The 12,617-nt window shown below is 52.2% G+C and carries 13 protein-coding genes and 1 pseudogene; 9 read left to right on the forward strand and 5 right to left on the reverse strand.

Annotation, left to right across the window (positions count from 1 at the left end):
- Nucleotides 1–26: 26 nt before the first annotated feature.
- Nucleotides 27–1,508 (reverse strand): dipeptide permease DtpD, encoded by a 1,482-nt coding sequence (dtpD, locus tag ACJHWR_RS07820; protein ID WP_001032680.1) that lies wholly within the window; start codon nucleotides 1,506–1,508, stop codon nucleotides 27–29.
- 270 nt (nucleotides 1,509–1,778) lie between these two features.
- Here dtpD and ybgI point away from each other — a divergent pair, with 270 nt between their 5' ends.
- The 5 genes from ybgI to nei are packed head-to-tail and all read left to right on the forward strand — an operon-like array spanning nucleotide 1,779 to nucleotide 5,678.
- Nucleotides 1,779–2,522 (forward strand): radiation resistance protein YbgI, encoded by a 744-nt coding sequence (ybgI, locus tag ACJHWR_RS07825; RefSeq protein WP_000798871.1) that lies wholly within the window; start codon nucleotides 1,779–1,781, stop codon nucleotides 2,520–2,522.
- A 22-nt stretch (nucleotides 2,523–2,544) separates the two neighbouring features.
- Nucleotides 2,545–3,201: a 5-oxoprolinase subunit PxpB gene (gene pxpB, locus ACJHWR_RS07830; protein ID WP_001188335.1), complete on the forward strand. Its 657-nt coding sequence runs from the start codon at nucleotides 2,545–2,547 to the stop codon at nucleotides 3,199–3,201.
- Nucleotides 3,195–4,127 (forward strand): 5-oxoprolinase subunit PxpC, encoded by a 933-nt coding sequence (gene pxpC / locus ACJHWR_RS07835; protein WP_000912713.1) that lies wholly within the window; start codon nucleotides 3,195–3,197, stop codon nucleotides 4,125–4,127. The genes pxpB and pxpC overlap by 7 nt, the downstream gene beginning before the upstream one ends.
- Complete coding sequence (gene pxpA / locus ACJHWR_RS07840; RefSeq protein WP_000687175.1) at nucleotides 4,117–4,851, forward strand: 5-oxoprolinase subunit PxpA; 735 nt, start codon at nucleotides 4,117–4,119, stop codon at nucleotides 4,849–4,851. The genes pxpC and pxpA overlap by 11 nt, the downstream gene beginning before the upstream one ends.
- A gap of 35 nt (nucleotides 4,852–4,886) precedes the next feature.
- Nucleotides 4,887–5,678, forward strand: coding sequence for an endonuclease VIII (nei, locus tag ACJHWR_RS07845; protein WP_001114010.1), 792 nt, complete (start codon nucleotides 4,887–4,889; stop codon nucleotides 5,676–5,678).
- Here nei and ACJHWR_RS07850 read toward each other — a convergent pair.
- The 4 genes and pseudogenes from ACJHWR_RS07850 to ACJHWR_RS07865 form a co-directional block, all read right to left on the reverse strand.
- A complete protein-coding gene (locus ACJHWR_RS07850; protein ID WP_012311780.1) occupies nucleotides 5,675–6,721 on the reverse strand; it encodes an AbrB family transcriptional regulator in 1,047 nt (348 codons plus the stop codon). The genes nei and ACJHWR_RS07850 overlap by 4 nt on opposite strands.
- 151 nt (nucleotides 6,722–6,872) lie before the next feature.
- Nucleotides 6,873–7,268 (reverse strand): annotated as a pseudogene (locus ACJHWR_RS07855) (type 1 fimbrial protein); the annotation flags it as partial.
- A 125-nt stretch (nucleotides 7,269–7,393) separates the two neighbouring features.
- A complete protein-coding gene (gltA, locus tag ACJHWR_RS07860) occupies nucleotides 7,394–8,677 on the reverse strand; it encodes a citrate synthase (protein ID WP_000785834.1) in 1,284 nt (427 codons plus the stop codon).
- A 205-nt stretch (nucleotides 8,678–8,882) separates the two neighbouring features.
- Entirely contained in the window at nucleotides 8,883–8,990 is a 108-nt protein-coding gene (locus tag ACJHWR_RS07865) for a hypothetical protein (protein WP_001305582.1), read from the reverse strand.
- 380 nt (nucleotides 8,991–9,370) lie between these two features.
- Between ACJHWR_RS07865 and sdhC the strand changes: the two genes are divergently transcribed.
- Genes sdhC through sdhB form a run of 4 tightly spaced genes read left to right on the forward strand, consistent with a single transcriptional unit; the run spans nucleotide 9,371 to nucleotide 12,614 of the window.
- Nucleotides 9,371–9,775 (forward strand): succinate dehydrogenase cytochrome b556 subunit, encoded by a 405-nt coding sequence (gene sdhC / locus ACJHWR_RS07870; protein WP_000263355.1) that lies wholly within the window; start codon nucleotides 9,371–9,373, stop codon nucleotides 9,773–9,775.
- Nucleotides 9,769–10,116 carry a succinate dehydrogenase membrane anchor subunit gene (gene sdhD, locus ACJHWR_RS07875; protein WP_000254365.1) on the forward strand — a complete coding sequence of 116 codons (348 nt, stop codon included), beginning with the start codon at nucleotides 9,769–9,771 and terminating at the stop codon, nucleotides 10,114–10,116. Before sdhC ends, sdhD begins: the two co-directional genes overlap by 7 nt.
- Complete coding sequence (sdhA, locus tag ACJHWR_RS07880) at nucleotides 10,116–11,882, forward strand: succinate dehydrogenase flavoprotein subunit (RefSeq protein WP_000775540.1); 1,767 nt, start codon at nucleotides 10,116–10,118, stop codon at nucleotides 11,880–11,882. The genes sdhD and sdhA overlap by 1 nt, the downstream gene beginning before the upstream one ends.
- A gap of 15 nt (nucleotides 11,883–11,897) precedes the next feature.
- Nucleotides 11,898–12,614 (forward strand): succinate dehydrogenase iron-sulfur subunit SdhB, encoded by a 717-nt coding sequence (gene sdhB, locus ACJHWR_RS07885; RefSeq protein ID WP_001235263.1) that lies wholly within the window; start codon nucleotides 11,898–11,900, stop codon nucleotides 12,612–12,614.
- Nucleotides 12,615–12,617 lie beyond the last annotated feature (3 nt).

The following is a 12,617-nucleotide window of genomic DNA, read 5'->3' on the forward strand; positions in this document are numbered from 1 at the left end:
GTTTTATCAGGTATGGTGCTGGCCTATTAAGACTCCAGCGCCAGCGCGCGGTTTCTGAATTTCAGCGCCTGATACAGCCAAATCATCAACACCACTCCTACACACGCCAGTGCGCCCCAGGTAATTTGATCAAACACTTCAATATATGCATTGATGGAATAGTTGATCGCCCCGGAAGCATCAAACGAAGCTTGCGATGTCTGATCGGCAATAACGCCAGCCAGATAGTTCGCAATCGCGCCGGAAAGCAGCATATAAATGCCAGTTAATACGCCAGTCACGCCAGGGATTTCAATGCGCGTAATCTGCGACATAGCAACCGGGTCGATAAACAGTTCCGCAAAGCCCATCACCGCCAGGCCTAACACCATCAGTGGCAGAGAAGAATGACCATACATTGCGGACCAGCGGGCGCTTAAGGTCAGAATGCAGAATCCGGCGCTCATCAGGCCGAGACCAAGAGCAAATTTTCCCCAGATGCGCACGGTACGATTACCTGCGACGCTCTCTTTAACCACCCACGCCAGGAACACACCGCACAGCATAACTGCGAAGGCATTAATCGACTGGAACATAGCAGTCGGAACGGTATAACCAAACATATCGCGGTTAACGAAGCGGTCGATATAAAGGCTAATCGAGCTGCCGCCCTGTTGTGCGAAGGCCCAGAACAACATGCTGAAGAAGGTGAGGGTAACAATCAGCCCCAGCTCCTTACGCTGTTTTTGGTTTTCTGCTTTGCGATAAATTTTTGCCAGAACGCCAAGGCCGATGATCGTGGCGACAATCAAGGCGTATACCGACCACTCTTTCCAGAACAACACGGTAATCAGCGCAGGCGTTGCCACCAGCAGAACCAGCAGCCATCCCCAGTTGGGCAGGAGGAAGTTTGTCGCACGCAGTACCTTTTTGTTAACGCCGCGGGTATGAGAGAAATGACGATTGCCACATAAGAAAATGACCAGACCCGCGATCATACCCACCGCCGCCAGGCCAAAGCCCATCGCCCAACTGTATTCTTCCTGGGCGAAACCACAGGCGATAGGTGCGATAATAGACCCCACGTTACCCGCCGCATACATCAGCGAGAAACCGCCATCACGACGTGGATCGGTTGGCTCATACAGCTCACCGAGCAGGCAACTGACGTTGGATTTAAACAGACCATAGCCGCAGACGATAATCGCCAGTGACAGATAGAGGAATGACGGATGGATCTCACTGGCACCCAGCACCACATGACCGATCGCCATCAACAACGCCCCCAGCATCACCGCCATGCGATTGCCGAGAACTTTATCCGCCAAAAAGCCACCGAGGATTGGCGTGACATACACCAGCGAACAGTAGGCGCTAAATAACTCGTAGGCGTGAGTATCGTTGTATTTTAGTTGATTGGTGAGATAGAGAATCAGCAGGGCACGCATGCCGTAAAAGCTAAAATATTCCCAGATTTGCAGCGCAACGACATAGTAAATAGCGCGCGGCTGTGATGCGTGTTTATTCATAATAATTCCACAATTGACTGCAACGTCACGTAATAGTTGCGCGGCGTGCTTGTGTTTCCTTAAAGTTAAAACTTTGATACAGATCTGATTATTTATGCAATATGCTGTCTGATTGCATAAATATACATTAGCTGAAGCGTGATGATATAAACAATTTGCGTCTTTTGGCGTCGGGTTTGTTTCTTAATATGTCAAAAGATTGGCTATCGACGAACAGGCGAGGTAACGCTATGTTAACGGTGTAGCTATCAGAATACGGAAGGCGCGAAGATGAAAAACACCGAACTGGAACAACTGATTAACGAAAAACTGAACAGCGCGGCGATTAGTGATTACGCGCCGAATGGTTTGCAGGTGGAAGGCAAAGAGACGGTGCAAAAAATTGTTACCGGTGTCACTGCCAGCCAGGCTTTGCTCGATGAGGCAGTGCGTCTGGGCGCGGATGCGGTCATTGTGCATCATGGCTACTTCTGGAAAGGTGAATCTCCGGTCATTCGCGGAATGAAGCGTAACCGTTTAAAAACGTTGCTGGCGAATGATATCAACCTGTATGGCTGGCATCTGCCCCTGGACGCGCATCCGGAGCTGGGTAATAACGCACAACTGGCGGCGTTACTGGGGATCACGGTCATGGGCGAAATTGAGCCGTTGGTGCCGTGGGGCGAACTGACCATGCCTGTGCCGGGACTGGAACTGGCCTCCTGGATTGAAGCGCGTCTGGGACGTAAGCCGTTATGGTGTGGCGATACCGGACCTGAGGTGGTCCAGCGCGTTGCCTGGTGCACGGGCGGCGGGCAAAGTTTTATCGATAGCGCCGCGCGTTTTGGCGTGGATGCTTTTATTACTGGCGAAGTTTCTGAACAGACCATTCATTCAGCCCGCGAGCAGGGATTGCATTTTTATGCTGCGGGTCACCATGCCACTGAACGTGGTGGTATTCGCGCGTTGAGCGAGTGGCTGAATGAAAATACCGATCTTGATGTGACCTTTATTGATATTCCTAATCCTGCATAACGAATAATCAGAGGGATCGAAAGTGCAACGAGCGCGTTGTTATCTGATAGGTGAAACGGCGGTAGTGCTGGAGCTGGAACCGCCGGTGACGCTGGCTAGCCAGAAACGGATCTGGCGATTGGCACAGCGTCTGGTGGATATGCCGAATGTGGTTGAAGCTATTCCCGGCATGAACAATATCACGGTGATTTTGCGTAATCCTGAGTCGCTGGCGCTGGATGCCATAGAGCGTTTGCAACGCTGGTGGGAGGAGAGTGAGGCGCTGGAGCCGGAGTCTCGCTTTATTGAAATTCCGGTGGTTTACGGTGGTGCAGGCGGACCGGATTTAGCAGTGGTCGCGGCGCATTGTGGGTTGAGTGAGAAACAGGTTGTTGAATTGCACTCCTCCGTGGACTACGTGGTCTGGTTTTTAGGTTTTCAACCGGGCTTCCCGTATCTCGGGAGTTTGCCGGAACAACTACACACGCCACGGCGCGCTGAACCGCGCTTGCTCGTTCCTGCAGGTTCTGTCGGGATCGGCGGGCCGCAGACTGGTGTTTATCCGCTGGCAACGCCGGGTGGCTGGCAGTTGATTGGTCATACCTCACTCAGCCTGTTTGATCCGGCGCGTGACGAACCCATCTTATTACGTCCGGGAGACAGCGTGCGCTTTGTACCGCAGAAGGAGGGAGTATGCTGAAGATTATTCGTGCGGGCATGTATACCACTGTGCAGGATGGCGGTCGTCACGGTTTTCGCCAGTCGGGTATCAGCCACTGCGGCGCACTGGATATGCCTGCGCTGCGCATTGCTAACCTGCTGGTGGGTAATGACGCCAATGCCCCCGCGCTGGAGATCACGCTCGGTCAGTTAACGGTTGAGTTCGAAACTGATGGGTGGTTTGCTCTGACGGGGGCCGGTTGCGAAGCGCGGCTGGATGATAACGCCGTCTGGACCGGCTGGCGATTGCCGATGAAAGCAGGCCAGCGTTTAACGCTTAAACGCCCGCAGCACGGGATGCGCAGTTATCTGGCGGTCGCGGGTGGTATTGATGTTCCGGCGGTAATGGGGTCATGCAGTACCGATCTCAAAGTGGGGATTGGTGGGCTGGAAGGCCGTTTACTGAAGGATGGTGACCGTCTCCCGATTGGCAAAGCGAAGCGTGATTTTATGGAAGCGCAGGGCGTTAAACAGCTGCTGTGGGGCAACCGCATTCGCGCCTTGCCGGGGCCGGAATATCATGAGTTCGATCGCACCTCGCAGGATGCATTCTGGCGTTCGCCCTGGCAGCTTAGCTCGCAAAGTAACCGCATGGGCTATCGCTTACAGGGGCAAATTTTAAAACGCACCACCGATCGCGAACTGTTATCTCACGGTTTGTTACCGGGCGTGGTGCAGGTGCCGCATAACGGGCAGCCCATTGTGTTGATGAACGACGCACAGACCACCGGTGGTTATCCGCGTATTGCCTGTATCATCGAGGCTGATATGTACCATCTGGCGCAAATTCCGCTCGGTCAGCCGATTCATTTTGTCCAGTGTTCACTGGAAGAAGCACTGAAAGCACGGCAAGATCAGCAACGTTATTTCGAACAATTAGCGTGGCGGCTGCACAATGAAAATTGACCTGAACGCCGATCTGGGCGAAGGCTATGCCAGCGACGCAGAGCTATTAACGCTGGTTTCCTCTGCCAATATTGCCTGTGGATTTCATGCAGGCGATGCGCAAACCATGCAGGCTTGCGTGCGTGAAGCAATAAAAAATGGTGTTGCGATTGGCGCTCACCCGAGTTTTCCCGACAGGGAAAATTTTGGTCGCAGCGCCATGCAGCTGCCGCCAGAAACCGCTTTCGCCCAGACGCTGTATCAAATTGGCGCGCTGGCAGCGATTGCCCGTGCGCAAGGCGGCGTAATGCGTCATGTCAAACCGCACGGCATGTTATACAACCAGGCGGCGAAAGAGGCACAACTGGCAGACGCCATCGCCAGAGCGGTATACGCTTGCGATCCGGCATTGATTCTCGTCGGGCTGGCGGGAAGCGAGCTGATTCGTGCAGGCAAGCAATATGGCCTGACAACGCGCGAGGAAGTGTTTGCCGATCGCGGTTACCAGGCTGACGGCTCGCTGGTGCCGCGAAGCCAGCCAGGCGCGCTGATTGAAGACGAAGAACAGGCGCTTGCGCAAACGCTGGAGATGGTGCAACACGGCAGAGTCAAAAGTATCACCGGCGAATGGGCAACGGTCACGGCGCAAACGGTCTGCCTGCATGGCGATGGCGAGCACGCACTGGCGTTCGCCCGCCGATTACGAGCTACATTTGCTGAAAAGGGGATTGTTGTCGCAGCATAACCCCGCTTAATAAAGAATGAAAAAAGGATATCACCATGCCTGAAGGCCCGGAGATCCGCCGTGCAGCGGATAACCTGGAGGCGGCGATCAAAGGCAAACCACTAACTGATGTCTGGTTTGCCTTCCCGCAGTTAAAATCTTATCAATCACGACTTATCGGTCAACACGTTACCCATGTGGAAACGCGTGGTAAGGCGTTGTTAACTCATTTTTCCAACGACTTAACGCTCTACAGCCATAATCAGCTTTACGGCGTCTGGCGCGTGGTTGAAACCGGCGAAGAGCCGCAGACCACGCGAGTATTGCGGGTAAAACTGCAAACGGCTGACAAAACCATTCTGCTTTATAGCGCCTCGGATATTGAGATGTTGACCCCGGAACAACTGACCACGCATCCGTTTTTACAACGCGTTGGTCCCGATGTGCTGGATCCGAAACTGACGCCGGAGGTGGCGAAAGAACGGTTATTGTCGCCGCGCTTTCGTAACCGTCAGTTTGCTGGATTACTGCTCGATCAGGCGTTTCTGGCAGGACTTGGCAATTATTTGCGGGTGGAGATCCTCTGGCAGGTTGGGTTGACCGGAAATCATAAAGCGAAAGATCTCAATGCGGCGCAACTGGACGCACTCGCACACGCGTTACTGGATATTCCGCGACTTTCTTACGCTACGCGGGGGCAGGTGGATGAAAACAAATATCATGGGGCGCTGTTTCGCTTTAAGGTTTTTCATCGTGATGGCGAACCTTGCGAACGCTGTGGCGGCATCATTGAGAAAACCACGCTGTCATCGCGCCCGTTTTACTGGTGCCCTGGCTGCCAGCACTAGGCCGAACGCTTCGGCGCATAGGTTGAAATAAACCGTGCGATGGCAGGCCCCGTTAGCAAAATACTGAACAGGCGCAGGGTTTGCATCGCCATGATGAGCGCCATATCGGCATTGCTCCCTGCGGCGATGACCGCCACGGTATCAAGCCCGCCGGGACTGGTGGCGAGGTAGGCAGTCATAAAATCAATATGCATAAATCGGGTCAGTCCCCACGCCATACCTGCACAAATAGCCAGCAGAGCAAAAATCGACAGCAAGATTTGTGGCAGCGGGCGCAATGCCCGCAGTAAGATTTGCTTATCGAAACCAAGACCAATCCGCCAGCCAATTGCCATATACGCCATCGCCAGCAGCCATTCTGGTAGTTCGATGGTGATGAGCTGACCAGACTGGAGCACTGCGCCCGCCAGCATCGGGATGAGCATCGTGCCGGAAGGAAGACGTAGCAAGCATCCCGCCGTACCGGCAACGACCGCGAGCAAAATCGTAAGCAGGAGATTAATGCTCACTGGCGGGAACCAGACGATCTGCTGGTTAACCGCTTCAGCGTTATCGCCCAGCATCATGCGGGTGACCAGAACAGCGGCCCCCGCGACGAACAGCACGCGCAGATATTGCATAAACGCCACCAGGCGAATATCTGCGCCGTAATCTTGCGCCATAGCGACCATTGCCGCCGCGCCGCCAGGAGAAGAACCCCAGGCACCGGTATTTCCAGGCAATGAGCTATAGCGCACCAATAACCAACCCACGATGGCGCTGGAAAGCAGCGTCACCAGTAAAATAGCTAACACAATCGGCCAGTTCACCGCTAGCGTGGTCAGGATCGAACCGGTCAGGTTTTGCGCAATCATGCAGCCAAGAATGGCCTGCGCGGCGAGAAAAGCGGAGCGGGGGAGTTGTAAAGTAATTCCGCGCATACTGAAGATGATCCCGGCGAGCATCGGCCCAAGTAATAGCGCCGCCGGGAGATGTAATCCGAGGAAGCCAATAGAAAGTAGAAGTGAGAGCACACATAACATTCCCCACTGCAAAACTGGCATCCTTCGCTTCCTCATTATTTTCTCTTTGGTGTATCGATACAGCATAAAGAAAGCTGGGTCTGGAAAAAATAACGGTAATCAAGGAAAAGGGGAAAATCAGCAATAATCTGAATACGTTGCCCTTTCCGGCTGAAAAGGGCGTCGTGTTAAATCAGTTATAGTTAATCTTAAAAAGTACCACTGTATCGAAGGGACCCGCCGCGATGAGAGTGCCAGGTGTGGACGATAATTCAGCCGTATAGGTTTTTTCGTAGATCAGCATATCACTGGTGAAATCGGCGTATTCAGCATATTTATTGAATGTATAAGGCGAGGCGTTTTCATCCAGCAAACGTAGCTTCAGACTATTACCAATCAACAATGCTTTATCTTCTTCAACCAACGTTTCTTCGGTATAAAAGGAGGAACTGACTTTAAATCCGTCGGTGCATTGGTCATTTTGTGATTTTGTCGTGTTAATACTGAATGTTTTCGACATTGTGTGGCGGCGAATATCCAGCAGATTAAATTTACCAAAATCAATCACCTGTGTTTCCGGTGAAATATTTTTTCACCTTATTAATGGGTATTTGCATCTGGTTTAATTTTTACAATTTTTTATGTTCAGCCATATAAAAAGAACCCGCTCTATTAAAGGCGGGTCCGGAAAGTGAACGGCTTAGCAATCAACCATTAACGCTTGATATCGCTTTTAAAGTCGCGTTTTTCATATCCTGTATACAGCTGACGCGGACGGGCAATCTTCATACCGTCACTGTGCATTTCGCTCCAGTGGGCGATCCAGCCAACGGTACGCGCCATCGCGAAGATCACGGTGAACATAGAAGACGGAATACCCATCGCTTTCAGGATGATACCAGAGTAGAAATCGACGTTCGGGTAGAGTTTCTTCTCGATAAAGTACGGGTCGTTCAGCGCGATGTTTTCCAGCTCCATAGCCACTTCCAGCAGGTCATCTTTGGTACCCAGCTCTTTCAGCACTTCATGGCAGGTTTCACGCATTACGGTGGCGCGCGGGTCGTAATTTTTGTACACGCGGTGCCCGAAGCCCATCAGGCGGAAAGAGTCATTTTTGTCTTTCGCACGACGAACAAATTCCGGAATGTGTTTAACGGAGCTGATTTCTTCCAGCATTTTCAGCGCCGCTTCGTTAGCACCACCGTGCGCAGGTCCCCACAGTGAAGCAATACCTGCTGCGATACAGGCAAACGGGTTCGCCCCCGAAGAGCCAGCGGTACGCACGGTGGAGGTAGAGGCGTTCTGTTCATGGTCAGCGTGCAGGATCAGAATACGGTCCATAGCACGTTCCAGAATCGGATTAACTTCATACGGTTCGCACGGCGTGGAGAACATCATATTCAGGAAGTTACCGGCATAGGAGAGATCGTTGCGCGGGTAAACGAATGGCTGACCAATGGAATACTTGTAACACATCGCGGCCATGGTCGGCATTTTCGACAGCAGGCGGAACGCGGCAATTTCACGATGACGAGGATTGTTAACATCCAGCGAGTCGTGATAGAACGCCGCCAGCGCGCCGGTAATACCACACATGACTGCCATTGGATGCGAGTCGCGACGGAAAGCATGGAACAGACGGGTAATCTGCTCGTGGATCATGGTATGACGGGTCACCGTAGTTTTAAATTCGTCATACTGTTCCTGAGTTGGTTTTTCACCATTCAGCAGGATGTAACAAACTTCCAGGTAGTTAGAATCGGTCGCCAGCTGATCGATCGGGAAACCGCGGTGCAGCAAAATACCTTCATCACCATCAATAAAAGTAATTTTAGATTCGCAGGATGCGGTTGAAGTGAAGCCTGGGTCAAAGGTGAACACACCTTTTGAACCGAGAGTACGGATATCAATAACATCTTGACCCAGCGTGCCTTTCAGCACATCCAGTTCAACAGCTGTGTCCCCGTTGAGGGTGAGTTTTGCTTTTGTATCAGCCATTTAAGGTCTCCTTAGCGCCTTATTGCGTAAGACTGCCGGAACTTAAATTTGCCTTCGCACATCAACCTGGCTTTACCCGTTTGTTATTTGGCTCGCCGCTCTGTGAAAGAGGGGAAAACCTGGGTACAGAGCTCTGGGCGCTTGCAGGTAAAGGATCCATTGATGACGAATAAATGGCGAATCAAGTACTTAGCAATCCGAATTATTAAACTTGTCTACCACTAATAACTGTCCCGAATGAATTGGTCAATACTTCCACACTGTTACATAAGTTAATCTTAGGTGAAATACCGACTTCATAACTTTTACGCATTATATGCTTTTCCTGGTAATGTTTGTAACAACTTTGTTGAATGATTGTCAAATTAGATGATTAAAAATTAAATAAATGTTGTTATCGTGACCTGGATCACTGTTCAGGATAAAACCCGACAAACTATATGTAGGTTAATTGTAATGATTTTGTGAACGGCCTATACTGCCGCCAGGTCTCCGGAACACCCTGCAATCCCGAGCCACCCAGCGTTGTAACGTGTCGTTTTCGCATCTGGAAGCAGTGTTTTGCATGACGCGCAGTTATAGAAAGGACGCTGTCTGACCCGCAAGCAGACCGGAGGAAGGAAATCCCGACGTCTCCTGGTAACAGAAAGTTAACCTCTGTGCCCGTAGTCCCCAGGGAATAATAAGAACAGCATGTGGGCGTTATTCATGATAAGAAATGTGAAAAAACAAAGACCTGTTAATCTGGACCTACAGACCATCCGGTTCCCCGTCACGGCGATAGCGTCCATTCTCCATCGCGTTTCCGGTGTGATCACCTTTGTTGCAGTGGGCATCCTGCTGTGGCTTCTGGGTACCAGCCTCTCTTCCCCTGAAGGTTTCGAGCAAGCTTCTGCGATTATGGGCAGCTTCTTCGTCAAATTTATCATGTGGGGCATCCTTACCGCTCTGGCGTATCACGTCGTCGTAGGTATTCGCCACATGATGATGGATTTTGGCTATCTGGAAGAAACATTCGAAGCGGGTAAACGCTCCGCCAAAATCTCCTTTGTTATTACTGTCGTGCTTTCACTTCTCGCAGGAGTCCTCGTATGGTAAGCAACGCCTCCGCATTAGGACGCAATGGCGTACATGATTTCATCCTCGTTCGCGCTACCGCTATCGTCCTGACGCTCTACATCATTTATATGGTCGGTTTTTTCGCTACCAGTGGCGAGCTGACATATGAAGTCTGGATTGGTTTCTTCGCCTCTGCGTTCACCAAAGTGTTCACCCTGCTGGCGCTGTTTTCTATCTTGATTCATGCCTGGATCGGCATGTGGCAGGTGTTGACCGACTACGTTAAACCGCTGGCCTTGCGCCTGATGCTGCAACTGGTGATTGTCGTTGCACTGGTGGTTTACGTGATTTATGGATTCGTTGTGGTGTGGGGTGTGTGATGAAATTGCCAGTCAGAGAATTTGATGCAGTTGTGATTGGTGCCGGTGGCGCAGGTATGCGCGCGGCGCTGCAAATTTCCCAGAGCGGTCAGACCTGTGCGCTGCTCTCTAAAGTCTTCCCGACCCGTTCCCATACCGTTTCTGCGCAAGGCGGCATTACCGTTGCGCTGGGTAATACCCATGAAGATAACTGGGAATGGCATATGTACGATACCGTAAAAGGGTCGGACTATATCGGTGACCAGGACGCGATTGAATATATGTGTAAAACCGGGCCGGAAGCGATTCTGGAACTCGAACACATGGGCCTGCCGTTTTCGCGTCTTGATGATGGTCGTATCTATCAACGTCCGTTTGGCGGTCAGTCGAAAAACTTCGGCGGCGAGCAGGCGGCACGTACTGCGGCGGCTGCTGACCGTACCGGTCACGCACTGTTGCACACCCTTTATCAGCAAAACCTGAAAAACCACACCACCATTTTCTCCGAGTGGTATGCGCTGGATCTGGTGAAAAACCAGGATGGCGCGGTGGTCGGTTGTACCGCACTGTGCATCGAAACTGGTGAAGTGGTTTACTTCAAAGCTCGCGCTACCGTGCTGGCGACTGGCGGGGCAGGGCGTATTTATCAGTCCACCACCAACGCCCACATTAACACTGGCGACGGTGTCGGCATGGCTATCCGTGCAGGCGTACCGGTACAGGATATGGAAATGTGGCAGTTCCACCCGACCGGTATTGCCGGTGCGGGCGTACTGGTCACCGAAGGTTGCCGTGGTGAAGGCGGTTATCTGCTGAACAAACATGGCGAACGCTTTATGGAGCGTTATGCGCCGAACGCCAAAGACCTGGCGGGCCGTGATGTGGTGGCGCGTTCCATCATGATCGAAATCCGTGAAGGTCGCGGCTGTGATGGTCCGTGGGGGCCACACGCGAAACTGAAACTCGATCACCTGGGTAAAGAAGTTCTCGAATCCCGTCTGCCGGGCATCCTGGAGCTTTCCCGTACCTTCGCTCACGTTGATCCGGTGAAAGAGCCGATTCCGGTTATCCCAACCTGTCACTACATGATGGGCGGTATTCCGACCAAAGTGACCGGTCAGGCGCTGACGGTGAACGAGAAAGGCGAAGATGTGGTTGTTCCGGGGCTGTTTGCCGTTGGTGAAATCGCTTGTGTATCGGTACACGGCGCTAACCGTCTGGGCGGCAACTCGCTGCTGGACCTGGTGGTCTTTGGTCGCGCAGCGGGTCTGCATCTGCAAGAGTCTATCGCCGAGCAGGGCGCACTGCGCGATGCCAGCGAGTCTGATGTAGAAGCGTCTCTGGATCGCCTGAACCGCTGGAACAACAACCGTAACGGTGAAGATCCGGTGGCGATCCGTAAAGCACTGCAAGAATGTATGCAGCATAACTTCTCGGTCTTCCGTGAAGGTGATGCGATGGCGAAAGGTCTTGAGCAGTTGAAAGTTATCCGCGAGCGTCTGAAAAATGCCCGTCTGGATGACACTTCCAGCGAGTTCAACACCCAGCGCGTTGAGTGCCTGGAACTGGATAACCTGATGGAAACGGCGTATGCAACGGCTGTTTCTGCCAACTTCCGTACCGAAAGCCGTGGCGCGCATAGCCGCTTCGACTTCCCGGATCGTGATGATGAAAACTGGCTGTGCCACTCCCTGTATCTGCCTGAGTCGGAATCCATGACGCGCCGAAGCGTCAACATGGAACCGAAACTGCGCCCGGCATTCCCGCCGAAGATTCGTACTTACTAATGCGGAGACAGGAAAATGAGACTCGAGTTTTCAATTTATCGCTATAACCCGGATGTTGATGATGCTCCGCGTATGCAGGATTACACCCTGGAAGCGGAAGAAGGTCGCGACATGATGCTGCTGGATGCGCTTATCCAGCTGAAAGAGAAAGATCCCAGCCTGTCGTTCCGCCGCTCCTGCCGCGAAGGTGTGTGCGGTTCCGACGGTCTGAACATGAACGGTAAGAATGGTCTGGCCTGTATTACCCCGATTTCGGCACTCAACCAGCCGGGCAAGAAGATTGTGATTCGCCCGCTGCCAGGTTTACCGGTGATCCGCGATTTGGTGGTAGACATGGGACAATTCTATGCGCAATATGAGAAAATTAAGCCTTACCTGTTGAATAATGGACAAAATCCGCCAGCTCGCGAGCATTTACAGATGCCAGAGCAGCGCGAAAAACTCGACGGGTTGTATGAATGTATTCTCTGCGCATGTTGTTCAACCTCTTGTCCGTCTTTCTGGTGGAATCCCGATAAGTTTATCGGCCCGGCAGGCTTGTTAGCGGCATATCGTTTCCTGATCGATAGCCGTGATACCGAGACTGACAGCCGCCTCGACGGTTTGAGCGATGCATTCAGTGTATTCCGCTGTCACAGCATCATGAACTGCGTCAGTGTATGTCCGAAGGGGCTGAACCCGACGCGCGCCATCGGCCATATCAAGTCGATGTTGTTGCAACGTAATGCGTAATTA

This window comes from Escherichia sp. WS568, from assembly GCF_046486085.1.
GTDB lineage: Bacteria > Pseudomonadota > Gammaproteobacteria > Enterobacterales > Enterobacteriaceae > Escherichia > Escherichia coli.